We start from the raw sequence: 25018 nt of genomic DNA, 5'->3' as shown, positions 1-25018 counted from the left end.
AATAAGGTTCTTCCTTACTGAAACAAGTTTAATACAGGTCACAGAAACCACAATTAATCGTTACGTTGGGCAATAGCCGATTTTACTGTACCGTAACTTAATTTTATGGTTTCAAAAACCTTGCTTCTAAAGGATTGATCTAAATCTGCTTCAACGTCTTGAAGTAATAAATTAGCATCAACCACCCCTGTTGTTTTATTATATAACTGGTTTAACCTGATTTCTTTTTGAGCTTCAAATAACAGAGCATCAATAGCATCATCAGTAACTTCGTTATTATCTTTTAATGCTTTTATCTTATTTGCAACTACTTGTATTTTTTCTTGTTCGAAAGTTAGAGATTCGAGTTTCACTTCAACAGGGTTAACAGACTCTTTCTTTAATTTTTTTAGGTTGTTTTCTTGAACAATAATTGTTTGTTTTTTTGTTATTTCAACTGGGACCACCTTTTTTATAGGTTCTACAATTGCTTCTTCTTCATCTACTTGCAGGTGTTCAATATTAATATGCTTTTCAATTACGATGGCATTATTTTTTTTCTGCTCCAAAATCTCAGGAACTACCACTGTTTCAGGGGCATTATTTATTCTAGTTCTATGATTAAAAAACTGGGATATTACTAACAAAATTCCAACAATGCTTGCAGCCACCCCTAACCATAAAACTGGTTTTATATTTTTATTTTTTCCTTGATTATCTAAACGTTCTGAAAGTTTGTCCCAAGCATCATTAGATGGTTGTAACGTTCTCTTTTCAAGCTTATCTTTTATGTTATCTTCAAATTTATTTGGTTCCATAGCCTGTTGTATTGTTTAATACTTTAATTTTTTCTTGAAGCAATTTTCGTGCTTTAAATAATTGAGATTTTGATGTGCCCTCTGTTATATTTAGAATCTCTGCTATTTCGTAATGTTTATACCCTTCAATAGCATACATAACAAATACCATTTTATAACCTTCTGGAAGCTCATCAATAAGTTGCTGTATTTCGGCAACTTCTATATTCGTGTTAATATTATTTGTATGCTCGTTGTTATTCTCAAAATATTCAACAGAAAACGCTATTTGTTTTTTTTGCCTTAAAAACGAAATAGATTCTCTTATCATAATGCGCCTTATCCAACCTTCAAAGCTTCCTTCATTTTTAAAACTTTTTAAATTAGAAAACACTTTAAAAAACCCATTAAGCATAACCTCTTCTGCTTGTTGTAAATCTTTTATATAGTACCGACAGACACTTAACATTTTTGGAGCATGTAATTCAAATAATACATGCTGCGCTTCTCGATTACTTTTAATCGCTTTTTTTATGAGGGACGTTTCGTTTTTATACAGATGTATTACTTTCAAGAGTGATTGATTTAATCTTCTATTTTTAAAGACGTAAATATTACATAAATGGTTGCCCAAGTGTTAAAATATCTCTATAAATGTAATTGAAAAACATAATGAAAAATTAAAACTTTTGACTTTATTTGGACTTTATGAAAATTTTCAGTTACTTTCGTTTTCATATCAAAAAGTCATTCTAAGCAATTTAAAAAAACCACTCCAATGAAAATAAAATTATTCATATTAACATTTCTGACATTTATCTTATGTATGAAAGTCAATTCTCAAGAAAATACAGGATGCAAGGTCTTTTTAGAACCAATCATAAATACTGATTTAACTATAGGTAACAATAAAAAATCTGTTATTCTAAATTATTTAGACGAATCAGTTAAAAATGATGATCCAAGATATGCAGCAAGAAAAATTGAGGCATATAACGGAAGTAAAAATATCACTTTACCTAATGGTTATGTTTCTAAGACAAAATTTATTCTCCGATTTAGAGCTGATAAGTTAATCGGGTATAAAATATATATGGATATAGGAGATGATCATAATTCTTTTTGGGATCTTCTTGATTTTATAAAAAAACACGACAAAAACAGTGTTAACCAATTTATATATGATTACGGCAAAAGCCCTTCTTATGATGACATATTCGATAATAAAGGCTGTAAGCGAACAGTAAGTGTTGTAAAAAGAGATAAGAAAAGTAATATTTATGAACTAAAAGTAACGGTAAATTAAAAACCCCATTTTTTCTTAACCAATAATGTTTTAGCCCCCTTATGCTTCTTTCCGATTTCCCTTCAGAAGATTGCAATGCATAAGTATGCTTTTTTTAAATACATGTTAAACCTACCTGTTAATAAGCTAAAAAACTATTTCTTCCTATCAATCACATAATTAACCATAAGTTCTAGTGAATTTTTATAATTTGATTCAGGATATGTTTTTAGTATTTGTAATGCTTCTTCTTGAAATGCTTTCATCTTCTTTACAGCGTAATCTAAACCACCTTTAGTTTTAACAAAAGCAATAACCTCTTTAACACGTTTGGTTTCTTTATTGTGATTTTTAATGGAATTAATAAGCCATTTTTTATCCTTTTTTGAAGATTGATTAAGCACATAAATTAAAGGCAATGTCATTTTTTGTTCTTTAATATCTATACCTGTAGGTTTACCTATTTGGGTATCGCCATAATCAAATAGATCATCTTTTATTTGAAATGCCATACCAATAAGTTCTCCAAACTTTCGCATAGTCTCAACATGCTGCGATTCTGGTTTTACAGATGCAGCTCCCAAACTACAGCAAGCCGCAATTAACGTTGCGGTTTTCTGACGGATAATTTCATAGTAAACAGCTTCTGTTATATCAAGCTTTCTGGCTTTTTCAATTTGAAGCAATTCACCTTCACTCATTTCTCGAACGGCAATAGAAATAATTTTGAGTAAATCGAAATCATTATTATCTATACTTAAAAGCAATCCTTTAGACAATAAATAATCACCTATTAAAACGGCTATTTTATTTTTCCAAAGAGCATTAACAGAGAAAAATCCACGTCTGCGATTACTATCATCAACAACATCATCATGTACTAAAGTTGCTGTATGAATAAGTTCAATTACCGAGGCGCCTCTATAAGTTCGTTCACTAACTTCTCCATTAGACACCATTTTAGAAACCAGAAAAACAAACATAGGGCGCATTTGTTTTCCCTTTCTGTTTACAATATAATGCGTAATCCTGTTAAGCAAAGCTACTTTACTCGACATAGATAGTTGGAACTTTTGCTCGAAAAGATCCATTTCATAGTCTATGGGTTGCTTTATTTGCTCTACTATTTTCAATATTCAAAACTTATTCTTCGCGAAATTACTAATAAAGTTAAAATATTACTACAATAGATCCTCGAAAGTTCCTTTTCTAAATACTTGTACTATTAATCTTTAAAAAAAACACTTGATCGACAAAATAGTGTTTTGTAAGAAATATTTTATATGTTAATTATATTAATAACTAATTAAATAGCTTATGAATAAAATTACCTTATTATCTTTCTTCCTCTTTTCCGTTTCATTTACTTTCGGGCAAATTTTAATTTCTCAAGACTTTGAAACAGACCTAACTCTTCCTACTGGATGGACTAATAATGAAGTGACATCAACGGGAAATATTTGGACTTTTGAAACTGGTGGATTTGCACCTTTCCTTGGTGATTTTAATACTTCTTTTTACACAGAAGGTGGTTTTTCAGGGAATTATGCCATTCTTAATAGTGATGCGTATGGAGGAGGACCAGAGGAGACTGCATTAGAAAGTCCAGCGTTTGACTGTAGTGGTTTAACAAACATAAAACTGACTTTTAATCACCTCTTCGTTAGTGGTTTTGGAGGTGAAGCTTATGTTGAAGTCTATAATGGTGCTTCTTGGGTTGAAATTATGTCATACACCGAAGCGACAATTACCGCCAACACCTTTATAAGTGGTTCAATTATTTTAGATGTCACAGCAGAATTGAAAGATATTACAAATGCCCAAGTTAGATTTAGGTGGGTTGGAGACTTTTCATATTATTGGGGAATTGATAATATTACTGTTCAACAACCAACTATACCAATTCCAAATCCAGCAATAACTCCAAACCCTATTGATAGTGCCACAGATGTTGCTTTAGCATTAGACACCGATTATAATGAAGATTTGGTTATTGATGCCAGCGATGCCGCTTACACCTTTTCATGGGAAAATGCCTTAACAGGAGAGGCTCCTGATGGGTATATTTTCTATTTCGGAACATCGAACCCTCCAACGGCATTAGCTGATATTAGCAATACAAGTTTTACTCTTTTTGGCTTAGAATATTCAACAACCTATTACTGGGCTGCTGTATCATACAATATTACTGGAGGTGCAACAGGAACGTCAGTTTGGTCTTTTACTACTGGATCAAACCCTGCGCTTTCTATTGACAATAATCAATTAAAAATTACAAACGCTTATCCAAACCCCGTTAAGGACTTTTTGAATATTGAAACCACAGAAACTATTGATAAAATACTAATATCAAATCAATTAGGTCAGCGTATTGTAGAAATAAACAAAGAAGGTATTTCTGGGAACTCCATCGATTTAAGCCCTCTAAACAAAGGGATTTATTTGATAACAGTAAATGCAAATAAAAAATCGCAAACGTTAAAAATTATAAAAGATTAGGTTTTCTCCTATCTGGAAACAAAAAAGCTACCCTATACAGCTTTTTTGTTTCTAACTTTTATTGGCTAACTGTCCGCAAGCGGCATCAATATCTTTTCCTCTGCTGCGACGCACATTCACAACTATTCTATTCTTTTCTAAGGTATTGATATAATTTTCTAAAGCTACATTCGTAGCTTGTTGAAATTGACCATCATCAATAGGGTTGTATTCAATTATATTTACTTTACATGGTACATACTTGCAGAACTTAACAAAAGCATCTATATCTTTTTGAGTATCATTTATCCCTTTCCAAACCACATATTCATAACTAATGGTACGCTGGGTTTTATCATACCAATATTCTAATGCTTCTTTTAAATCTACTAAAGGAAACGTTTCATTAAAGGGCATGATGGACGTACGAACGTCATCAATAGCCGAGTGTAGAGACACAGCTAAATTGAATTTCACTTCATCGTCTGCCATTTTTTTAATCATTTTAGGAACACCCGATGTCGATACTGTAATTCGCTTTGCAGACATGCCAAGCCCTTCGGGCGACGTAATCTTATCAATAGCCTTAATAACATTGTTATAATTCATGAGAGGCTCTCCCATCCCCATAAAAACAATATTACTTAGCGGGCGATTATGATATAAACGACTTTCTTTGTCTATAGAGACAACCTGATCGTAAATCTCATCTGGATTTAAATTGCGCATACGCTTTAAACGTGCCGTTGCACAAAACTTACAGTCTAAACTACATCCCACTTGACTGGAAACACAAGCGGTTGTTCTTGTTGCTGTTGGTATTAAAACGGACTCTACTATTAAACCATCATGTAATCGAACCGCATTTTTTACTGTTCCATCTTTACTACGTTGCATGGTATCGACTTCGATATGGTTAATAACAAAGTTATCTTCTAGCATTTGACGTGTTTCTTTTGAAACATTAGTCATATCCTTAAAAGTATGTGCCGATTTCTGCCAAAGCCATTCGTAAACCTGATTTCCACGAAAAGCTTTATCTCCTTGTTTTACAAAGAATTCTCTTAAATCGTCTTTGGTTAACGCTCGAATGTCTTTTTTACCTGTTGCCATAAGTGTTACAAAAATAGTGAAAGGTTTTACTATTAACGATTTTTGATTTATTAATTGAAAGTTATAGATAATGCCCTAAAAAAAAGCCTTGCTAAAACAAGGCTTTCCTTATATTTAAATAAGATACTGAAACACGTCTAGAATTAAATGATTAACATGGCATCGCCATAGCTATAAAATTTGTATTTTTCTTTTACTGCTTCTTCGTAAGCTCTTTTTATAAAATCGTGTCCTGCAAATGCAGAAACCATCATTAACAATGTTGATTTTGGAGTATGGAAGTTAGTAATCATACTATTAGCAATACTAAATTCGTATGGGGGGAAAATAAATTTGTTGGTCCACCCTTCAATTTCATTTAGTCTACCATTCGACGACACAGCACTTTCTATAGCACGCATGGCTGTAGTACCTACAGCACAAATACGTCTTTTACTCTCTATACCATTGTTTACAATAGTTGCTGCTTTTTCTTCAATCCTCAACTCTTCACTATCCATTTTGTGTTTCGACAAATCTTCCACTTCAACTGGATTAAAAGTACCTAACCCAACATGTAAAGTCACTTCTGCAAAATCAACACCTTTAATTTCTAATCTTTTTAATAAGTGTTTAGAAAAGTGAAGCCCCGCAGTTGGAGCTGCTACAGCACCTTCGGTTTTTGCATATATCGTTTGATAACGCTCTTCATCATCTGGCTCTACATCTCTTTTTATATATTTTGGAAGTGGTGTTTCTCCAAGTTCGTTTAGTTTTCTACGGAACTCAGTATACGATCCATCATATAAAAAACGTAATGTACGTCCTCTAGATGTTGTGTTATCTATAACCTCAGCTACTAATGTATCATCATCGCCGAAATATAATTTATTACCAATTCTTATTTTACGAGCTGGATCGACCAAAACATCCCAAAGACGTTGTTCTTCGTTTAATTCTCTTAACAAAAACACTTCTATTCTCGCTCCTGTTTTTTCCTTGTTACCGTATAATCTTGCGGGAAACACTTTGGTATTATTAAGAATTAAAACATCATCTTCTTCAAAGTAGTCAATAATATCTTTAAACAACTTATGCTCTATGGTTTGCTCTTTTCTATTTAAAACCATTAAACGTGACTCATCTCTATTTTCTGATGGGTATTCCGCTAATAGTTCTTCTGGTAAATTGAAGCCAAAGTTTGATAATTTCATATATAGTCTGTTTTTTTGAAAGCTGCAAATATACAATCTGCGAATAGCGATTGTCAAGTAAATGAATGATTATTATTCAGTTATTTTAAATCCAATAGATTTTAAGTCATCCCAAAATGTTGGATACGACTTTGAAACCACTTCTGCATCCTTAATAATTATTGCCGTTTTAAGTGCTAGTGGTGCAAATGCCATGGCCATTCTATGATCGTGATACGTCTCTATTGGCACGAACTCATTTATAATAGTAGAAGTTGATAAATGCAGAGATTTATCAGTAATGTCAACCTGACCTCCTAATTTTTCGATTTCATTTTTTAAAGCAACCAATCTGTCTGTTTCTTTAATTTTGAGTGTGTGTAGCCCTGTTAAATCACAAGATATCCCTAAAGCAAAACATGTTACTGCAATAGTTTGAGCAATATCTGGAGCATTTTTTAAATCTAAAGTTAATGGCTCTAAATTTGAAAACTCTTTTTTTAGAATTACGCCATGATCATTAAAAACAGCACTTACCCCAAAATGCTTATAAATATCTACTAAAACCGAATCGCCTTGTAATGAGTTTTCTTTATATGAAGACAGTCTAATTTCTGTTCCAACCTCACTAATAGCAGCAATGCTAAAATAATAAGATGCTGATGACCAATCTGATTCTACAGTTAATGTTTTTGGAGTTTGCGCATTAACTTTTGGTTTTACTGTAATAACATGTCCATTAAATGTGGCGTCTACTCCTATTTCATCTAATAGACTAAGTGTCATTTTTATGTATGGAACCGAGGTTATGTCTCCTACTAAGGTTAGCTCTAATCCGTTTTCAAGTTTTGAAGCTATAAGCAGTAATGCAGAAATATATTGACTACTTACATTTGCTTTTAGCGATACTTTATTTTTAATTAGTTTTTTTCCTTTTATTTTTATCGGCGGAAACCCTTCATTTTCAACATAACTAATATCTGCACCAAGCTCTTGAAGTGCTTCTACCAAAACCTCTATGGGGCGTTCTTTCATCCGTTTAGAACCCGTAAGCACGACTTCTCTCCCTTCTTGAACAGAAAAATAGGCTGTTAAAAAACGCATAGCAGTTCCTGCATGATAAATATCAACTAAACCTGTATTAGAACTCAAGGCATTAGTCATTAAGTTACTATCATCAGAGTTTGATACATTATCCAGACTAATTTCTGGGTACAGGGCTTTTAAAAGTAATAATCTATTGGATTCACTTTTAGATCCTGTTATTTGAATTGAAGATTGCTTAGCAATTGTCGATTTTTGAAGTGTAATATGCATGCTTATAAATTCTCTTTTAAACAAGCAGCAAATTTACTTTAATTTTTCGTTATTATGATGTCTATCGTGATCTCGTTTTGCTTTCTTATCCATTCTTTTATCAAATGCCTTTTGTAAATCAACACCCGTTTGGTTTGCCAAACATAATACCACAAATAAAACATCTGCTAATTCTTCTCCAAGGTCTTTCCCTTTATCACTTTCTTTTTCGCTTTGTTCACCATAGCGTCTGGCAATAATACGAGCTACTTCTCCTACTTCTTCGGTAAGTTGAGCCATATTAGTAAGCTCGTTAAAATAGCGCACACCATGATCATTTATCCAATCGTCAACTATTATTTGTGCATTTTTTATATCCATCTTATACTTTAGTTAATACTATTTGTTCATTTTCTTTTTCTATCATTTGCTTAAAATATTCTTTTAAAGCATCGTAATATAAGGAAGAAATGATAGGTTGATTAATTTGTGATTCTACTAATAGTTGTACTGTATTATTGGTCATAGATATCTTGTACTTGAACATTCCTAATTTATCAGGTAAACTATACCCTATTGTTTCTGGTATTGACTCTATTTTATATCCTTCAGGCAAATTTATTAAAATTCTATATTTAGTGATAGAAGGATATCCAAAATCGACTGGAAATTCTCTTTTTTCTAATTTAAAAGGGTTCTCTGTTGTTTTTAAAAAAAACATTGGAGAAAAGTAAATTTTATCGCCAATTACATCTGCTTGGCTTTCTTTTACAAATTTATAAGATTCTATTACTGGTTTTGACAAGTCCTTATCATTAACCACCTTAAAATCAGAAATTTCCAAACCATTATATTTATTCTCTAATTTCTCTATAAAATCGTCTTCATCAACGTCGTTATAACGCGCTCTGTATGACAAGGCATTATGGTTTGTTTTAACACTTCTAAAACCGCCACTTAAACTACCAGCTTCATTTAAATCTACCAGGATAGAGATCATATTTTTCGATTTTTCCTTGGGATATAAATCTACTAATGTAGATCCTCCTTTTTCTGCAATTACGCGTCCCTGCCAATTTAATGCTCTAAAAGGTAAAACATTGGGTATACTATATTTATTTGTAGCATCTAACAACATATATCCGTCAAAAAGCTTAACATAACTAACCACATAATCGTAACCCTCTCTTGTTGGAAACAATGGAACACCATTCTGCCTTGTACTTACCAAAACAGGATAGGCATTTAAACCTGCATATTTTAACATAGAAGTTAACATTAAATTTATTTCTGCAACATTACCTACATGATTTTTAAATGCTTTTTTTACACCTTCACTGGTATACTTACTATAATACCCATTCCACTTCACCTTAGATTTTACAAAATCAAAAATTAAGGCTATACGTTTCATTGGGTCCGATATAGAACTTATTATGGCATCCAAGTCATCTTCATAATACCCTGTTTTATTTAATTCTGTTCCAAAAGCAGGACTTTTATAAATGGTCTTAACAACATCTTCCCAAGTCGTAGAATAATACTTAACAGTAGATTCTGGAAACTTTGTATAAGACAACTCATAGTTTACAGACGATCTATAATTGTTTATACTGTTTACATAGGACTCTTCTTTTAGTGCGGGGATATTTTTAAGATTATAGGATGAAATATTTTTGGTGAATTCTAAATTCGATGAACTAAATGACGTTCTTGTTCCAGATAAGCCTTGGCCACTTCTTGTTTTATTATTAAAAATAATCCGATCTCTTTTTTGTTCCTTTATAGGAACTACAGACAAAAACCCTTTAGTATTAGCCTTAAAAACAAAATATTCTGGTGCTTCAAATCTGGCGTCTAATTTTTTTACAGGAATATCATACTGAAAATCAAAATCATCTACACTCCAATAAAAAGGTGATGAAATCCTATACTTAAATTCAACCACACTTCCCTCTTTAATGTCTGGCATGGTAAACTTTGTTTCATCAAAATATTTAGATTTTTCTGTTTTAAAAATCCCCTCTTTAGTCAGTTTAGTTTCTTTAATCTTTCCTTCTAATAAATTATAGGTATAAGCTTTTATGCTACTCATCTCCTCATTATCACTTCCGCTTTTATGTAAACCTACCCGATTGGTAGCATAGTTGAACCCTTCTTTGTTATATATTTTTATCCGCTCATGTATTTCAGTTATTAACTCAAAGCCTACTCCTTCTCTGTATTCATAAAAAGTTTTTCTATTCTTATACAAGTATGTTGCATTAGCAGATGAATCTAACGGATTAAACTTTTCTTCTAATTCTTCTTTAGAAATTTTTCCAAATTTGTAATCTTGAGCAAATACCGTTATAGTAAAGCATAAGCTAAATAAAATTATTGTAGGCCACATTTTATTCTTTTTTAATTAATGCCACTTTTGCATTATCTTGTTTATTCACTTCTTTATAAAAATTTCTAAAGGCATCATAGTCTTCTTTAGGAAATTCGCCATCATTAACTACAAATTCTCTTTTGTATATAAGTGTATTTTCATCTTTTACGATTACCTCTGCTTTATAACTCCCAAATTTGTTTTCAATATTCTTATTATTAGGTTTAGATTCCACTTTATAATCTGATGGCAATTTAATTTCAACCTCATCAATATCTGTAAATCCTCTTCTAATTTTAAGGGGGTATTTTCTATTTCTGTAACGATCTGGTATTTCTGTATTTCTATTTAAAACATTTAAAGCAAGTAACATTCTATCGCCTAATATTTTAGAATAATTAGTAGCTTGAAAACTAACATCTTCAACAAATTCAATAGCATTTTTATCATTTGTAATATGCATGTTGTTAATCGTGATGGTATTGATATATTTCCAACGTTTTTTATAATGTTTATCTAAATCTCTTTCTGTTTCGGTTTCTAACCAATATTTATCGTCATATTGTATGCCTTTAGAATTTATATTTACATCAGCATTAATAGCCCCTTCGTTAGAAATGGTGTAGCTCCCTTTAATTCGTTGGGTACTCTCTTCTGTGTTGTATTTTTTTGTATGTTGAATTTCACCTCCTTCTGGTGTTATTACCAATACGTCTCTATCGTCTGTGAAATCTCCAATAAAACCGAAAGGTAATTTTTGACTTGTACACTCTAGCCAGATATCTTCTTTATTTTGTTGTGGAATATTAAGAATAGCATGGTTTCCTTGCATAGCGGCAAAGTCTTTCTCTAAACTTCTTTGTGATTTACCAGCATATACTATTGCATAATTAGACTCAATTCCTACTGCTTTTAAAAGTGACATGGTATAGTTTGTTAAAGCTTTGCAATCTCCGTAACCTAATTCATCTACCTGTGAAGCTTTAAAAGGTTTCCAACCTCCAATACCTACTTGTACACTTATATAACGCGTTTTATCTTGCACATACTGGTATATTTTCTTTGCTTTTGCTACATCATCAGGTTCCTCTTTTACCAAGTTTTGAATCATGCTAATAGTACTTGCAGGTAAATCATACGTATCTTTTATCAAATCGTGATACATCCATTTTCCAAAATCATTCCAATTTTCTACCTGTGTATGTACGCCCTCTAATGTGAATTGTTTTGAAGTAATTAAAACTTTAGGAGCCATATTAACAGATGCAGGACTATATGCTTCGGGTTTTACGGCTTCAATATTTTTCACTTCGTATGTGATTTTTCCGAGAGTCTCCTCTTTTAATAAATCTAAAGTTTCAAAATTCTTCTCTTTTGTTCTAATTGTAAGATCTTCTGGAAAATCTATGGTATAAGTACTTTTTTCTACACTTACAAAATAACCATTAACAGGTGAGAAGGGTTGAATAAATGCTGTATTATTATTAACGGCTTCACTAGTAAATTCAATTGTGTATGGATACTCAATAGGAGTATATTCTAAATATTTAACTCTAGAATCTGAATATAATGTGCCACCATCAACTGCACTAACATCTTTAAAATCGTTCTTTTTGATCTTTTTAATTTCTTTGCCAAAATCATCAAAAACCAAAACTTCTAAACTCTTAATTTTAACATTATTATCGTAGTGTATATAGGCTCCTACAGCATCATCTCCTTCTTTATTTAAGACTGTAATAATTCGTTTCTTAGTAACATACATTTCACTTGACGATCTTAATGAAATATGAACATCATTAGATCGAATAACCGCATTAGCTTTTTCTTTAAGATTTGTTGGAATCGTATAACTACTATATAAATTTTCTTGTGAAGTAACAGATAAGGTTAGGAGTAAAGTAAGAAGACTTACAATTTTTTTTATAGTCATACATTATAAAGTTTTAAACATTAAAGGTACTTGTATAAATCTAATTGTTATATGAGTAAAATCAGTTTTTACTATAAAAAGTATCTTTCGCCCAACAAGATAAAAATCTTACGGCTAACACAAAAGAAGATGGTATAAAAATGTATTTAAACTCGCTAAATAACACTTTTAATCCCCATTCTGAAAAAAAGTTTTTTACACCAATTGGTGAGACTTGGATACCTCGAAACGGAAAGAAAAAACGACTATTATTAAAAGGGATAAAAAAACCAACACCCTTCCCTCCAGATGTCATAGCATCTAAAACACCATGTGAAAGCGTTGATAAAAAAATCACACAAAACCAAATGAGCTTGTTTTTCCTACCTATGGTAAACATTAAAATAAGCCCCCATATTATTGAAAACAATATGGAATGCGAAAAACCACGATGTCCCATAGGATGTGCATAAGGTATTCCCAATTTAAAACCTATAACATCAAAATCTGGAAGTATGGTTGAAAATACAGCAAATATTATTAGCCATTTAGCATGGTGTTTGTCTATCACTTTTGCCAATGTAAAACCAACCACAGCATGTCCAAAGATAGATGCCATTATTCTTTATTTTTAGAATCGATTGTTATAGTTACTGGCCCATCGTTAAGCAATGCTACTTTCATATCGGCTCCAAATTGTCCAGTTTGTACTTTTTTCCCTAAATCAACTTCTAATTGCTTTACAAAATTTTCATAAAGCGGAACAGCTACATCTGGTTTTGCTGCTTTAATATAACTTGGTCTATTTCCCTTTTTTGTAGAAGCATGTAAAGTAAATTGACTTACCACTATAACATCACCCTGAACATCTAATAAAGAAGTATTCATAACATTATTTTCATCACCAAAAACACGAAGATTCACTATTTTATTAGTTAACCATTTAATATCTTCTTGAGTATCTTCATTTACAATACCTAAAAAGATTAAAAGTCCCTTTGAAATGGATGCTACTTTCTCCTCATTAATGGTTACACTAGCTTTTGAAACTCTTTGAATAACTATTTTCATTCCTTTAAACTCCCAAAGGAGATCTTATTTATTAACTATTAAGCAACGTCTAGTAAGACTTTAAAACCTTGCAAAATTATATTCTCAGCATATTATTACTGTAAATGAGTTACTGTAACCACTTACTCTTTATTATCCCAGTTATCTGTTCTATAATGTGCATCTTCACCTTCAATAATTTGCAAATAACTTCTATAACGTGAAAATGCTATCTCATCATTATCTAATGCTTTTTTAACAGCACACTTAGGCTCTTGAACATGTAAGCAATTATTAAACTTGCAGTCTTGTTTTAATTTAAATATTTCTGGAAAATAATCCCCGACTTCCTCCTTATCCATATCAACAACTCCAAAACCTTTTATACCTGGTGTATCAATAATTTTTGCTCCAAAACTTAAATCGAACATTTCGGCAAAGGTTGTCGTATGTTGCCCTTGCATATGCTGTGTTGAAATTTCTTTTGTCTTGATATTTAAAGTTGGCTCAATAGCATTTACAAGTGTCGATTTACCAACTCCAGAATGTCCCGAAAACATACTAACTTTATTACGCATTAAAGCCTTTACTTTATCTACATTTTTACCAGTTTTTGCAGAAACACCTATACACTCATATCCTATTTTCCTGTAAACGTGAGCAAGGTATTTAACTTCTAAAAGGGTTTCTTCATCGTATGCATCTATTTTGTTGAATAGTAACACTGTTTTAATAGAGTATGCATGGGCTGTTACTAAGAATCGGTCTATAAAACTGGTTAATGTAGGCGGGTTATTAATGGTAATCATTAAAAAAACCTGATCTAAATTAGCAGCAATAATATGTGTTTGTTTAGATAAATTGACCGATTTCCTAACAATGTAATTCGTTCTATCATGAATATTATGTATGATACCTGACTCCTGATTATTATCGGTTTCAAGTTCAAAATCGACCACATCACCAACCGAAATAGGATTTGTGCTTTTAATACCTTTTATACGAAATCTCCCTTTAATACGGCATTCATAAGTATGGCCCAAATCGGTTTTTACCGTGTACCAGCTTCCTGTAGATTTATAAACGAGTCCTGTCATCCATTATATTATAGCACAAAATAACAATTTTTAAATTGAATTTTGCTCTCTATTTACTTTTTAGTAACGAATAGTCCCTCATTTACTTTTTCAATAATGAACTCTTCTTGCCTTTTCTATTTCCTAAAAAATGGCTGATATTCGTCTTATATATCACTCCTTTTTTTCACGGTGCAATGCCATTGCCTTTCTAAAAGTGTTTAATATGAACAAGTTTTCAACTCATTTTTGATTAAAAATAAAATGACGGGATGCGTTCAATATAAAATTTTGAGTGCTATTATATCCTTTTCGGAATGCGTAAACACAAGCTATTTCACCTAAACTGAAAATTCATCTAAGTCACACAAAAAGCATTTCGTCGTTCAAAATAAACACTTTATCGTGTTTTTTTAAATATTTTTCATACATTAGCACCTTAATTTAAAAAAACCAATCTAACATGAAAAAATTACTTATCATTTTTACTATCGCGTTATTTTCTTTTATCGACGCAAATGCTCAAGTACAGTACAAAGTTATTACTAGTGTAGAATCTATTGTTCCTAACGGTTTAGGCCGTTCTAGACTTATTAGCGCTAACGAAGAAAAAGATTACAAAGAATACACTTCTACTCAAACAGAAGAAGACAACACACGTAATAAGTCTAAACGTGGCGAAATTAGAGTTAAAGGTTTTGATGAAACAAAACTATTAAACTTTTATAATGTAGGAGGAATTCGTTTCCAAAATATTGCTGCTAATGATGCCATAATTACTTCAAAAATCAATACGATGATAGAAGAAGGCTGGGAATTAGCTTTTGTAACTAGTGCCGTTGAAAGTAAAGGGGGTAAAGATGACAAACAAGGTATTTTTATAACCCGTTACATTTTTAAAAGAAATAAATAAAACTACTTTATTTTATTAAAACAAAAAAGCCTCGCAATTGCGAGGCTTTTTTTATACAGTTAATTATTAACCATTGATAATCTTTTCTTGATGATTGATAGATTCTTGGTGAATGGCTTTAAACATCTTTAAGATAAACTCTTCACTAAGTCCATGATCTTGTCCTTCTAAAACCATTTTCCCTAAAATCTCATTCCAACGCTTAGATTGTAATACAGCTACATTTTTTGTTTTTTTAAGTGCTCCAATACCATCTGCTGCTTCCATACGTTGTCCTAACAAATTAATAATTTGATTATCTACAACATCAATTTGCGCTCTTAAATTATCAAGTTCGCTATTGTATTCAGCTTCAGCATTAGTTTCTTTTCTAATTTTTAAATTTTTCATAATCTGCACCAATGTAGATGGCGTTACTTGTTGTGCTGCATCACTCCATGCATTCTCAGGATCATAATGTGTTTCAATCATTAATCCATCAAAATTTAAATCTAAAGCCGTTTGAGACACATCAAAAATCATCTCTCTATTACCAGTAATATGAGATGGATCATTAATTAATGGAATATCAGGGAATCTATTCTGAAATTCGATAGCTAATTGCCACTCTGGAATATTTCTATATTTGGTCTTTTGGTATGTTGAAAAGCCTCTATGAATAGCGCCAATATTTTTTACACCAGATTTATATATTCTTTCAATACCTCCTAACCATAATGACAAATCAGGATTTACAGGGTTTTTAATCAATACAGGCTTATCCGTTCCTTCTAAAGCATCTGCAATTTCTTGCATTATAAATGGGCTTACTGTAGAACGTGCACCAATCCATAATAAATCTACATCATGCTCTAATGCTAATTTTACATGAGCAGCATTAGCTACTTCGGTACAGATTTTCATTCCAGTTTCTGCTTTTACTTTTTGTAGCCACTTTAAGCCTAATGCACCAACACCTTCAAACATTCCTGGTCTTGTTCTTGGTTTCCAAATACCTGCTCTAAAATAACTAACATCGGTATCTTTTAACTCATGTGCAATTTTTAATACTTGCTCTTCTGTTTCAGCACTACAAGGTCCTGCAATAACCAAAGGATGATCTAAGTTTAATGCATCCAACCAGTTTCTCATTTCTTTTTTATTCTCCATTTTGTTTAATATTTAGCTACTTAGGCTATTCCGTTTAAAATTTGTTTTATATGATTCGTGTTTTTCATTTCATTGTAAACTGCCTCAAAATCATCTTTTTCCATAAGATCTTTAAATTGATTTAGATTATTGATGTATTCTTTTAAGGTTTCAATAACATTTTCTTTGTTTTGTTCAAAAATGGGTGTCCACATTTCTGGGGAACTTTTTGCCAGACGGACTGTAGAAGCGAATCCACTGCCTGCCATATCAAAAATATCACGCTCATTTTTTTCTTTTTCAATAACCGTTTTACCTAACATAAATGAACTTATATGCGATAAATGAGACATATACGCTATGTGTTTATCATGAGCCTCTGGGTTCATATAACGAATTCGCATGCCTATATCTACAAAAAGTTTTAAGGCTTTTTCTTGAAGTTTAAATGCTGTTTTTTCAACTTCGCATACAATATTTGTCTTCCCTTCAAACAAGCCGCTAATTGCTGCACTAGGTCCCGAATGTTCGGTTCCAGCAATAGGATGCATTGCTAAAAAATTTCTACGTTTAGGATGCGCTTCAACAATCTTGCATATGTCCTTTTTAGTAGATCCCGCATCTACAACCAATCCTGAATCGGATATTTTATCTAATACCGTTGGCAACAACTTTACTGTAGCATCTACAGGAATAGATATAATAACTAAATCGGCTTTATTAATATCATCTAGGGTTGCTTTTTTATCAATTAGTTTAAGAGACAAAGCTTCATCAAGCGTTGTTTCTTTTCTGCTAATACCATGAATAACAACTTCTGGCTTATTTTTTTTAATATCGAGAGCAAGACTTCCACCTATTAACCCAACACCTATAATGTAAATATTTTTCATTCCCATCTCTCTTTTTGAGACATCTTCCCTAAAGGAAGAATTATTAATTATTATTACTTTTTATCCGTTTTACTGCTTACTGAGTACTGTCTACTTATTTAATTCTTTTTATAGCTTCTTCTAATACTTCGTTTGATGCACATAAAGAAAATCGAATATAGCCTTCTCCTTTACTTCCAAAAATGGTTCCTGGAGTAATAAATATGTGATTATTTTTAAGCACTGAGTCTATATACGCTTCAGCTTTTAAATCGCCTGGTAGTTTAGCCCAAACAAAAAGTCCCATGGCATTTTTGTCATACGTACAATTTAAAGCGTCTGCTAATTGCCAAACTAAATCGCGACGTCGTGCATACACACTATTTAAAGTAACAAACCACATCTCAGAGCATTTTAAAGCTTCAATAGCTCCTTTTTGAATGCCATAAAACATACCAGAGTCCATATTACTCTTCACCTTTAAAATATTGTTTATATGCTTACTGTCTCCAACGACCATCCCTACACGCCATCCAGCCATATTAAACGTCTTACTTAATGAATTAAGCTCTAAACAAACATCTTTTGCTCCAGCAACACTTAAAATACTTTTTGGATCATCATTTAGTATAAAACTATACGGATTATCGTTAACTATTAAAATATTATGACGCTTGCCAAATGCTACTAATTTTTCAAATAAATGAGTATTAGATTTCGCTCCTGTTGGCATATGCGGATAATTAACCCACATCAATTTCACTTTGCTTAAATCTAATTGTTCCAAAGCATTAAAATCTGGCAACCAATTATTTGCTTCATCCAATTCGTAAAAAACAGGTGTTGCCCCTACTAATTTCGTAACAGATTGATATGTTGGATATCCTGGATTTGGGATTAACACAGCATCACCTTCATTTAAATATGCCATCGAAATATGCATGATACCTTCTTTACTTCCCATGAGTGGCAACACCTCTGTAGAAGAACTTAAAGACACCGAAAAATGAGTTTTATAAAATCCCGTTATGGCTTCTCTTAATTCTGGTAAGCCTTGGTAACTTTGATATTTATGCGCACTAGGATCTAATAAGCCTTCTTTTATTGCCTCAACAACTCTTTGCGGCGGTTGTAAATCTGGACTACCAATACCTAAGTTAATAATCGGTTTTCCACTAGCTATAAGTAAACTTACTTCTCTTAATTTTTTTGAAAAGTAATATTCTTCTACTGTTTGTAATCTATTTGCTGCTTCAATCATAACTTAGCTCTTTTATATTCTCCCAACACTTTAAATCCTTCTCCCATAATATCGATGATAGCTTTTGCTTTTTTAAAATCTATATACTTTTCAAAAGTAACATCAACAAAAAAAGCATATTTCCAAGGTGTCTCGGCTATGGGTAGTGATTGAATTTTTGTTAAATTCAATTTACAATCGCTCATTACATTAAGGATTGCAGCCAAGCTGCCTCGTTTATGGTCGCTTTCAAACTTAACAGACGCTTTATTGATCTCATTTTCTGAAACTTCAGAATTTGTTCGTTTTACAATAACGAATCGTGTTTCATTATGCTCTATAGTTTGAATACTAGATGCCAGAATATCTAACTCAAATATATCTGCCGCCATAACACTTGCAATAGCACCTATTCCCTTAAGTTTTTTTTCATGTATTCGTTCAGCAACCTCGGCAGTATCCTTATCTTCTACTAATTTAATATGAGGGTATTGCTTAAAAAACTCTTTACACTGCAACAATGCCATAGGGTGCGAATACACTTCTTCAATAGCTTCTATACTTTGCCCTGGCATTGCCATTAAATTATGCTGAATATCCAAATAATGCTCACCAACAATATGTAAACCATATGCATCGATTAAAGCATAATTAGGAATGATGGATCCTACTATAGAATTTTCTAAGGCCATAATAGCAGCATCACATTCTTTTGTAATTAAAGAATCGACTACCTTATCGAATGTTAAACACTCAATAACACCTACGGGCTTATCAAAAAACTGCTGTGACACAATATGATGGAAAGATCCTTTTACTCCTTGTATGGCTACTGTTTTAATCAAAATCTTAGTTTTATTTTATAAGCCTCCAATCTTTAATTGAGGTTGATTAATTAAAAGTTAAACAAAAAAAAGTCCCGATTTTCATCGAGACTCATATTTTAAATTTATATCTATAAATTACATATACAACATCTCGTTCCTTTTGCTAAAAAAGAAATAAAACCAATTGTTGAAATATGTAAAAAATACTGTTGTTTTCATAATTATGAGGCTAAAGTAAATAATATTTTAAGAAATCAAAATTGTGACATTAGTTTTTTTTTATATTTTCAAAAGTTTTAAAGATTCTACAACAAAACTTCTATTGCATTATATAATTATTATTTTTGAATAAATAATTTTAATTATGTCTATTGAAGTAATAGGGGTTTCAAAATACTATGGTAAACAAAAAGCTTTAAACAATATATCCTTTAAAGTTAACAAACCAGAGATTGTTGGATTTTTAGGACCTAATGGTGCGGGGAAATCTACCATGATGAAAATCTTAACGACTTATATTAACCCGAGTGAAGGTACTGCTAAGGTAAACGAACATGATATAAAAGAAAACACACAATTTGTGCAACGAAATGTTGGGTATTTACCCGAACATAATCCTTTATATTTAGAAATGTTCGTTAAAGAATATTTAAACTTTAACGCAACTATATACAAGGTCTCCAAACAACGTATTAATGATGTTATAGAACTTACTGGCTTAACTCCAGAGGCTCATAAAAAGATAAGACAACTCTCTAAAGGGTATCGCCAACGTGTAGGTTTAGCGAATGCTTTATTACATGATCCTGAGGTTTTAATATTAGATGAACCAACCACAGGCTTAGACCCCAACCAATTGGTTGACATTAGAAATCTTATAAAAACGATTGGAGAAACCAAAACCGTGTTTCTATCCACACATATTATGCAAGAAGTTGAAGCCATGTGCGATCGTGTGGTCATAATTAATAAAGGTGAGATTGTTGCAGATAAAAAACTAAGTGAACTAAGAGATGAGAAAGAACAGATTGTTATTGTAGAATTTGATTATCGTGTTGAAGATGCTTTTTTATTAAAACTTCCAAAAGCAAAAAACGTAAACAATACACATGGTTTTGTTTATGAGATCACTTTTAAAACCTCAGAAGACATGAGATCCTGTGTATTTGATTTTGCTCATGATAATCAATTGAAAATTTTACAACTCAATCAAAAAAATGCAAGTTTAGAATCTCTTTTTAGAGATTTAACATCAAAATAACCTCCTCTTCTTATATTCAACAAGTTTTAAATTAAAAGTATGATAAATATCATCCTTATGATAATTTGAAGACATTAATTTTGTTGTGAAATTATATTTACATCATAAGCATCGTTCTTTAATAAGAACTATCTTAGTAACACAATAAACACTATGAGTAAAGGAATTTATGTAGCTACTATCGAGCCAAACAGCGGTAAATCTGTCGTTGTTCTTGGTTTAATGCGTATGCTTTTAGGAAAGACTGCTAAAGTTGGATATTTTAGACCGATAATTGAAGATCTTGAAGCAGGAGAGATGGACAACCACATTAATACAGTGATGTCTCATTTTGAATTGGATATTAACTATAAGAAAACGTATGCTTATACAAGAAATCAGGTACTTGATTTATATAACCAAGGGAGGTCTGGTGAGCTTATCGATGAAATTATCAAAAAATACAAAAATCTTGAAGACCGTTTTGATTTTATTTTAGTAGAAGGTACCGATTTCTCTCATGAAAACTCGAGTTTAGAACTAGATATTAATATTTTAATATCTAAAAACCTTGGACTCCCTGTTATTATAGTATCTCAAGGAGACAAGAAAGGACTTAAAGAGATTGTAGATAGTGTCCAATTAGCACACGATACTTTTAAACAAGAAGTAGATGTGCTTTCTATAATAACTAACAAAGCAAACCCTGATGATCTTTCCGCTCTTAAAGAACAATTAAAAACACGTATAACCAACGGAACAGATATTACAGTAATACCAAAAATCCCTAGCCTTAGCAGTCCTACTGTAAAAGAAATTTCTAAAGCTTTATGTGGGGAGGTTCTTTTTGGACAAGATATGCTAAATAACCTAACAGAACATTTTAGCGTAGGTGCCATGCAATTACGTAATTATTTAATGCATCTTAAGGAAAACTCATTGGTTATTACTCCTGGAGACAGAGCCGATATTATTTTAGGAGCCTTACAAGCTAACATCTCTAAAAATTACCCTAAGGTATCAGGGATCATTCTAACTGGTGGTCTTATTCCAGAAGCACCTATTTTAAAACTCATTGAAGGACTTTCTAGCATTGTTCCGCTTATTAGCGTAAAAGGTGGTACGTACCATGTAACCAACAGCATAGGCAACATTAAATCTAGAATTGATGCCGAAAATATAGAAAAAATAAGCACATCCATAGCTACTTTTGAAAAACACGTAGACACAGACAAGCTAGCTGAACGACTCATTACTTTTGAGTCCGATATATTTACGCCTAGAATGTTTCAATACAATTTATTGCAACGTGCTCTAAATGATAAAAAACATATTGTTTTACCTGAAGGTTACGACGAACGTGTTTTGCGTGCTGCTGCAAAATTAATTAATGCACATGTAGTAGAGTTAACGCTTTTAGGTGAAGAAGATAAAATTAAAGAACTCATTGAAAAATTAGACATCCCTCTAAATATTAATGAGATAAACATTATATCTCCAACAAAATCGCCTCACTTTGAAGATTACGCTAAGACCTTTTACGAACTTAGAAAGCATAAGAATATAACTTTACAAATGGCAAAAGATACCATGTCTGATGTGTCATATTTTGGCACGATGATGATCTATAAAGGCCATGCAGATGGTATGGTCTCTGGAGCGGTGCATACTACCCAACATACTTTACGACCTGCTTTACAATTTATAAAAACAAAACCTGGAGTTAATCTGGTATCGTCTATTTTCTTTATGTGCTTAGAAGATAGGATTTCTGTGTTTGGAGATTGTGCCATCAATCCAAATCCAAATGCACAACAATTGGCAGAGATCGCTATTTCATCAGCTCAAACGACCAAAGAATTTGGCATAGAACCTAAAATTGCTATGCTTTCTTATTCTTCTGGTTCTTCTGGAAAAGGAGCCGATGTAGAAAAAGTTAGAGAAGCTACCGATATTGTAAAAACTCAAAATCCAGATCTAAAAATTGAAGGTCCTATTCAATATGATGCTGCTGTAGATATGCGTATTGGAAAAACTAAATTACCAGATTCTGAGGTGGCAGGACACGCCAGTGTTTTAATTTTTCCTGATCTAAATACAGGAAACAACACATACAAAGCTGTACAACGTGAAACAGGAGCATTAGCTATAGGCCCCGTTTTACAAGGATTAAATAAACCAGTGAACGATCTTAGTAGAGGTTGCACTGTCGATGATATTTATAGCACTGTTATAATCACTGCTATTCAAGCTCAAAACCAATAATAAATATGCAAGTATTAGTTTTAAACTCTGGGAGTTCCTCTATAAAGTTTCAATTATTTTCGATGCCCGAAGAACGTATTTTATGCTCAGGACTCATTGAGCGTATTGGTTTTAATGATGCTATTTTTAAATTCAACACTCAAAAGGATACTATTGAATTTGAAAGTTCCATTTTAAACCATAAAGAAGGACTCAGATTATTATCAAAACAACTTTTAGATAAAGATACAGGAATTATAAAATCACCTGAAGACATTTCAATAGTGGGTCATAGAGTGGTTCATGGTGGTATTCATTTTAAAGAAACTACAGAAATCACTGGTCTTGTAAAAGAAAAAATAAAGGAACTAGCATCATTAGCTCCTTTGCATAATCCAGCTAACCTTGAAGGGATCGAGGTCGCCGAAGATATATTTTCGAACGCAAAGCAAGTCGCTGTTTTTGATACAGCTTTCCATCAATCTATACCAGAACATGCTTATAAATATGCTATTCCTAATATTTTTTTAGACGAGCACCATATTCGTTTATACGGTTTTCATGGCACGAGTCATAAATATGTTTCAGAAAAAGCTATTGACTATTTAAACAAAAAAGAGTCTAAGATTATCACCATTCATTTAGGAAATGGTTGTAGCATGACAGCTATTAAAAATGGAAAAAGCATCGATCATTCCTTAGGGTTTTCTCCTGTAAGTGGTTTAATAATGGGAACTCGTTCCGGGGATATCGATCCTGCTATCATCTTTCATTTAGCAAACAAATTAAATTTCAGTTTAGACGAAATTAACACCTTGCTACAAAAAAAGAGTGGTATGTTAGGTTTAACAGGTTTGAGTGATTTAAGAGATATTCAAGAACAAGCAGCCCAAGGTAATAAAGCTTGTCAATTGGCTTTAGAAATGAACGTGTACCGTATAAAAAAATATATTGGTAGTTATACGGCTATTCTGAACGGATTAGATGCTATAGTATTTACGGCAGGTATTGGAGAGAATTCACAATTAATAAGAGAACTCGTTTCTAAAGATCTTGACTTTTTAGGTATTCATTTAGATTTTGAAAAAAATAATACGAGGTCTAAAGGTTTGCATGTTATTAGCAAAGAGGATTCTAAGGTTAAAATTTTAGTGATTCCAACTAATGAAGAATTAGAAATAGCGAAACAAGCCGTTCGGTTATTCAAAAACCAAACGTCCTTTATATAATTCGTCAACCTCAACTATTAACGGTTGGTTTACAGAGATCACGTTGCCAGTTCCAGAAATAGTTCCTTTTATTTCTTGTTGCGGGTTTACAAACATATCGTTTGATCCTCGGTTCCATAATTGCACTTTTTGAGCGATAAGATCCCGACCCTCAAAACGTGAGGCTCCTGATGCAAATGTAAGGTTCAGGCTTTCTGTTTTTCCAGAAATAAAGCAATTAGATATATTATTAAAGACCACCACAAATAAGTTATTATCAATCTCTAATCTAAAATCAGCATTTGTAAAAGTATCTGGTTCTCCATAATCTTCTGATAAGATCGTTAAACTTGGGTACCTTAAAATCCCATCGGAACTTATATCATACTGTGTAGAACTTCTTATTTCTGTAATATTTGGGGATGTTACATATACTTTAGTAATCCCATAATCGCGCACATAATTACAGGTATTATTATCGGTCAACGTTAATTTGCCATCAAGAACAATAGCAGAAACATCATTTAATAGATTTTCGCCAGTTTCAATAATAACTTTGTGTGTCGCACCTTCTTTAATTATTAACTCAATATCGCGATTTACAAAAATTTTAGTAAAAGAATCTACAACAACTTCTTGTTGAATAATATCTCCTGTTTTTTGAAAACAATTACCTGCATTTTCACTATCACAAGCTATTATTAAAAACAAAACAAATATGTGAACTATTCTTTTCATATGTTGTTATTCCTGCATGTTACACTGAGCGCAGTCAAATTACGCAAGTATAAACCTATTATTATTTTTATGTTTC

The 25018-nt window shown here is 32.0% G+C and carries 23 protein-coding genes; 6 read left to right on the top strand and 17 right to left on the bottom strand.

All coding sequences use genetic code 11. From position 1 onward, the window contains the following. Window positions 1–53: 53 nt before the first annotated feature. Both Q4Q40_RS02740 and Q4Q40_RS02735 read right to left on the bottom strand, forming a co-directional pair. The gene (locus Q4Q40_RS02740) at window positions 54–797 is read right to left on the bottom strand and encodes a hypothetical protein (protein WP_303300152.1); all 744 of its coding nucleotides are present in this window, start codon (window positions 795–797) and stop codon (window positions 54–56) included. Then, window positions 784–1350 (bottom strand): RNA polymerase sigma factor, encoded by a 567-nt coding sequence (locus tag Q4Q40_RS02735; RefSeq protein ID WP_303300151.1) that lies wholly within the window; start codon window positions 1348–1350, stop codon window positions 784–786. Before Q4Q40_RS02735 ends, Q4Q40_RS02740 begins: the two co-directional genes overlap by 14 nt. Before the next feature lie 252 nt (window positions 1351–1602). On the opposite strand from Q4Q40_RS02735, the gene Q4Q40_RS02730 reads away from it, so the two are divergent. Continuing rightward, window positions 1603–2082: a hypothetical protein gene (locus Q4Q40_RS02730; protein WP_303300150.1), complete on the top strand. Its 480-nt coding sequence runs from the start codon at window positions 1603–1605 to the stop codon at window positions 2080–2082. A 134-nt stretch (window positions 2083–2216) separates the two neighbouring features. Here Q4Q40_RS02730 and Q4Q40_RS02725 read toward each other — a convergent pair whose 3' ends face one another. Further along, window positions 2217–3194, bottom strand: coding sequence for a polyprenyl synthetase family protein (locus Q4Q40_RS02725; RefSeq protein WP_303300149.1), 978 nt, complete (start codon window positions 3192–3194; stop codon window positions 2217–2219). Between the two features lie 184 nt (window positions 3195–3378). On the opposite strand from Q4Q40_RS02725, the gene Q4Q40_RS02720 reads away from it, so the two are divergent. Further along, on the top strand, window positions 3379–4560 hold the full coding sequence (locus tag Q4Q40_RS02720) for a T9SS type A sorting domain-containing protein (RefSeq protein WP_303300148.1): 1182 nt from the start codon (window positions 3379–3381) through the stop codon (window positions 4558–4560). 51 nt (window positions 4561–4611) lie between these two features. Here the strand turns inward: Q4Q40_RS02720 and rlmN are convergent, their stop codons facing one another. The 9 genes from rlmN to rsgA all read right to left on the bottom strand — a co-directional run bounded on the left by rlmN (window position 4612) and on the right by rsgA (window position 14553). Then, complete coding sequence (gene rlmN, locus Q4Q40_RS02715) at window positions 4612–5652, bottom strand: dual-specificity RNA methyltransferase RlmN (RefSeq protein WP_303300147.1); 1041 nt, start codon at window positions 5650–5652, stop codon at window positions 4612–4614. A 143-nt stretch (window positions 5653–5795) separates the two neighbouring features. Next, window positions 5796–6845, bottom strand: a complete 1050-nt coding sequence (queA, locus tag Q4Q40_RS02710) for a tRNA preQ1(34) S-adenosylmethionine ribosyltransferase-isomerase QueA (protein ID WP_303300146.1) — start codon at window positions 6843–6845, stop codon at window positions 5796–5798. 72 nt (window positions 6846–6917) lie between these two features. After that, window positions 6918–8141, bottom strand: coding sequence for a 3-phosphoshikimate 1-carboxyvinyltransferase (locus Q4Q40_RS02705; RefSeq protein ID WP_303300145.1), 1224 nt, complete (start codon window positions 8139–8141; stop codon window positions 6918–6920). Window positions 8142–8174: 33 nt separating this feature from the next. Then, window positions 8175–8501, bottom strand: coding sequence for a nucleotide pyrophosphohydrolase (locus Q4Q40_RS02700; protein ID WP_303300144.1), 327 nt, complete (start codon window positions 8499–8501; stop codon window positions 8175–8177). A 1-nt stretch (window position 8502) separates the two neighbouring features. Beyond that, window positions 8503–10512, bottom strand: coding sequence for a DUF3858 domain-containing protein (locus tag Q4Q40_RS02695; protein WP_303300143.1), 2010 nt, complete (start codon window positions 10510–10512; stop codon window positions 8503–8505). A gap of 1 nt (window position 10513) precedes the next feature. Beyond that, the gene (locus Q4Q40_RS02690; RefSeq protein ID WP_303300142.1) at window positions 10514–12427 is read right to left on the bottom strand and encodes a DUF3858 domain-containing protein; all 1914 of its coding nucleotides are present in this window, start codon (window positions 12425–12427) and stop codon (window positions 10514–10516) included. A 61-nt stretch (window positions 12428–12488) separates the two neighbouring features. After that, the gene (locus Q4Q40_RS02685; protein ID WP_303300141.1) at window positions 12489–13025 is read right to left on the bottom strand and encodes a metal-dependent hydrolase; all 537 of its coding nucleotides are present in this window, start codon (window positions 13023–13025) and stop codon (window positions 12489–12491) included. Continuing rightward, window positions 13025–13477: a D-aminoacyl-tRNA deacylase gene (gene dtd / locus Q4Q40_RS02680; RefSeq protein WP_303300140.1), complete on the bottom strand. Its 453-nt coding sequence runs from the start codon at window positions 13475–13477 to the stop codon at window positions 13025–13027. Before dtd ends, Q4Q40_RS02685 begins: the two co-directional genes overlap by 1 nt. Before the next feature lie 122 nt (window positions 13478–13599). Beyond that, entirely contained in the window at window positions 13600–14553 is a 954-nt protein-coding gene (gene rsgA, locus Q4Q40_RS02675; protein ID WP_303300138.1) for a ribosome small subunit-dependent GTPase A, read from the bottom strand. A gap of 442 nt (window positions 14554–14995) precedes the next feature. Between rsgA and Q4Q40_RS02670 the strand changes: the two genes are divergently transcribed. Beyond that, window positions 14996–15445, top strand: coding sequence for a hypothetical protein (locus Q4Q40_RS02670; protein WP_303300137.1), 450 nt, complete (start codon window positions 14996–14998; stop codon window positions 15443–15445). A gap of 66 nt (window positions 15446–15511) precedes the next feature. Here the strand turns inward: Q4Q40_RS02670 and Q4Q40_RS02665 are convergent, their stop codons facing one another. The 4 genes from Q4Q40_RS02665 to Q4Q40_RS02650 all read right to left on the bottom strand — a co-directional run bounded on the left by Q4Q40_RS02665 (window position 15512) and on the right by Q4Q40_RS02650 (window position 19530). After that, window positions 15512–16594 (bottom strand): bifunctional 3-deoxy-7-phosphoheptulonate synthase/chorismate mutase type II, encoded by a 1083-nt coding sequence (locus Q4Q40_RS02665; RefSeq protein WP_303300135.1) that lies wholly within the window; start codon window positions 16592–16594, stop codon window positions 15512–15514. Between the two features lie 20 nt (window positions 16595–16614). Next, window positions 16615–17466 carry a prephenate dehydrogenase gene (locus Q4Q40_RS02660; protein WP_303300133.1) on the bottom strand — a complete coding sequence of 284 codons (852 nt, stop codon included), beginning with the start codon at window positions 17464–17466 and terminating at the stop codon, window positions 16615–16617. A gap of 94 nt (window positions 17467–17560) precedes the next feature. After that, on the bottom strand, window positions 17561–18706 hold the full coding sequence (locus Q4Q40_RS02655; RefSeq protein WP_303300132.1) for a pyridoxal phosphate-dependent aminotransferase: 1146 nt from the start codon (window positions 18704–18706) through the stop codon (window positions 17561–17563). After that, a complete protein-coding gene (locus Q4Q40_RS02650) occupies window positions 18703–19530 on the bottom strand; it encodes a prephenate dehydratase (protein ID WP_303300131.1) in 828 nt (275 codons plus the stop codon). The genes Q4Q40_RS02655 and Q4Q40_RS02650 overlap by 4 nt, the downstream gene beginning before the upstream one ends. A 346-nt stretch (window positions 19531–19876) precedes the next feature. On the opposite strand from Q4Q40_RS02650, the gene gldA reads away from it, so the two are divergent. The 3 genes from gldA to Q4Q40_RS02635 all read left to right on the top strand — a co-directional run bounded on the left by gldA (window position 19877) and on the right by Q4Q40_RS02635 (window position 24225). Next, a complete protein-coding gene (gene gldA, locus Q4Q40_RS02645; protein WP_303300129.1) occupies window positions 19877–20773 on the top strand; it encodes a gliding motility-associated ABC transporter ATP-binding subunit GldA in 897 nt (298 codons plus the stop codon). Between the two features lie 153 nt (window positions 20774–20926). Beyond that, complete coding sequence (gene pta, locus Q4Q40_RS02640) at window positions 20927–23017, top strand: phosphate acetyltransferase (protein WP_303300128.1); 2091 nt, start codon at window positions 20927–20929, stop codon at window positions 23015–23017. Between the two features lie 5 nt (window positions 23018–23022). After that, entirely contained in the window at window positions 23023–24225 is a 1203-nt protein-coding gene (locus Q4Q40_RS02635; protein WP_303300127.1) for an acetate/propionate family kinase, read from the top strand. Here the strand turns inward: Q4Q40_RS02635 and Q4Q40_RS02630 are convergent. Continuing rightward, on the bottom strand, window positions 24196–24942 hold the full coding sequence (locus Q4Q40_RS02630) for a head GIN domain-containing protein (protein WP_303300125.1): 747 nt from the start codon (window positions 24940–24942) through the stop codon (window positions 24196–24198). The two genes, Q4Q40_RS02635 and Q4Q40_RS02630, sit on opposite strands and share 30 nt — an antisense overlap. Window positions 24943–25018 lie beyond the last annotated feature (76 nt).

It is taken from the genome of Flavivirga jejuensis (assembly GCF_030540765.1).
GTDB classification, from domain to species: domain Bacteria; phylum Bacteroidota; class Bacteroidia; order Flavobacteriales; family Flavobacteriaceae; genus Flavivirga; species Flavivirga jejuensis.
The sequence above is the reverse complement of the archived record's forward strand: the minus strand, read 5'-3'. Positions and strand labels throughout refer to the sequence as shown.

Bases quoted from the DNA above. Each gene is read 5' to 3' on its own strand.
- Q4Q40_RS02740 (WP_303300152.1), bottom strand. From the start codon at position 797: ATGGAACCAAATAAATTTGAAGATAACATAAAAGATAAGCTTGAAAAG.
- Q4Q40_RS02730 (WP_303300150.1), top strand. From the start codon at position 1,603: ATGAAAGTCAATTCTCAAGAAAATACAGGATGCAAGGTCTTTTTAGAA.
- Q4Q40_RS02720 (WP_303300148.1), top strand. From the start codon at position 3,379: ATGAATAAAATTACCTTATTATCTTTCTTCCTCTTTTCCGTTTCATTT.
- rlmN (WP_303300147.1), bottom strand. From the start codon at position 5,652: ATGGCAACAGGTAAAAAAGACATTCGAGCGTTAACCAAAGACGATTTA.
- queA (WP_303300146.1), bottom strand. From the start codon at position 6,845: ATGAAATTATCAAACTTTGGCTTCAATTTACCAGAAGAACTATTAGCG.
- Q4Q40_RS02705 (WP_303300145.1), bottom strand. From the start codon at position 8,141: ATGCATATTACACTTCAAAAATCGACAATTGCTAAGCAATCTTCAATT.
- Q4Q40_RS02700 (WP_303300144.1), bottom strand. From the start codon at position 8,501: ATGGATATAAAAAATGCACAAATAATAGTTGACGATTGGATAAATGAT.
- Q4Q40_RS02695 (WP_303300143.1), bottom strand. From the start codon at position 10,512: ATGTGGCCTACAATAATTTTATTTAGCTTATGCTTTACTATAACGGTA.
- Q4Q40_RS02690 (WP_303300142.1), bottom strand. From the start codon at position 12,427: ATGACTATAAAAAAAATTGTAAGTCTTCTTACTTTACTCCTAACCTTA.
- Q4Q40_RS02685 (WP_303300141.1), bottom strand. From the start codon at position 13,025: ATGGCATCTATCTTTGGACATGCTGTGGTTGGTTTTACATTGGCAAAA.
- dtd (WP_303300140.1), bottom strand. From the start codon at position 13,477: ATGAAAATAGTTATTCAAAGAGTTTCAAAAGCTAGTGTAACCATTAAT.
- rsgA (WP_303300138.1), bottom strand. From the start codon at position 14,553: ATGACAGGACTCGTTTATAAATCTACAGGAAGCTGGTACACGGTAAAA.
- Q4Q40_RS02670 (WP_303300137.1), top strand. From the start codon at position 14,996: ATGAAAAAATTACTTATCATTTTTACTATCGCGTTATTTTCTTTTATC.
- Q4Q40_RS02665 (WP_303300135.1), bottom strand. From the start codon at position 16,594: ATGGAGAATAAAAAAGAAATGAGAAACTGGTTGGATGCATTAAACTTA.
- Q4Q40_RS02660 (WP_303300133.1), bottom strand. From the start codon at position 17,466: ATGAAAAATATTTACATTATAGGTGTTGGGTTAATAGGTGGAAGTCTT.
- Q4Q40_RS02655 (WP_303300132.1), bottom strand. From the start codon at position 18,706: ATGATTGAAGCAGCAAATAGATTACAAACAGTAGAAGAATATTACTTT.
- gldA (WP_303300129.1), top strand. From the start codon at position 19,877: ATGTCTATTGAAGTAATAGGGGTTTCAAAATACTATGGTAAACAAAAA.
- pta (WP_303300128.1), top strand. From the start codon at position 20,927: ATGAGTAAAGGAATTTATGTAGCTACTATCGAGCCAAACAGCGGTAAA.
- Q4Q40_RS02635 (WP_303300127.1), top strand. From the start codon at position 23,023: ATGCAAGTATTAGTTTTAAACTCTGGGAGTTCCTCTATAAAGTTTCAA.
- Q4Q40_RS02630 (WP_303300125.1), bottom strand. From the start codon at position 24,942: ATGAAAAGAATAGTTCACATATTTGTTTTGTTTTTAATAATAGCTTGT.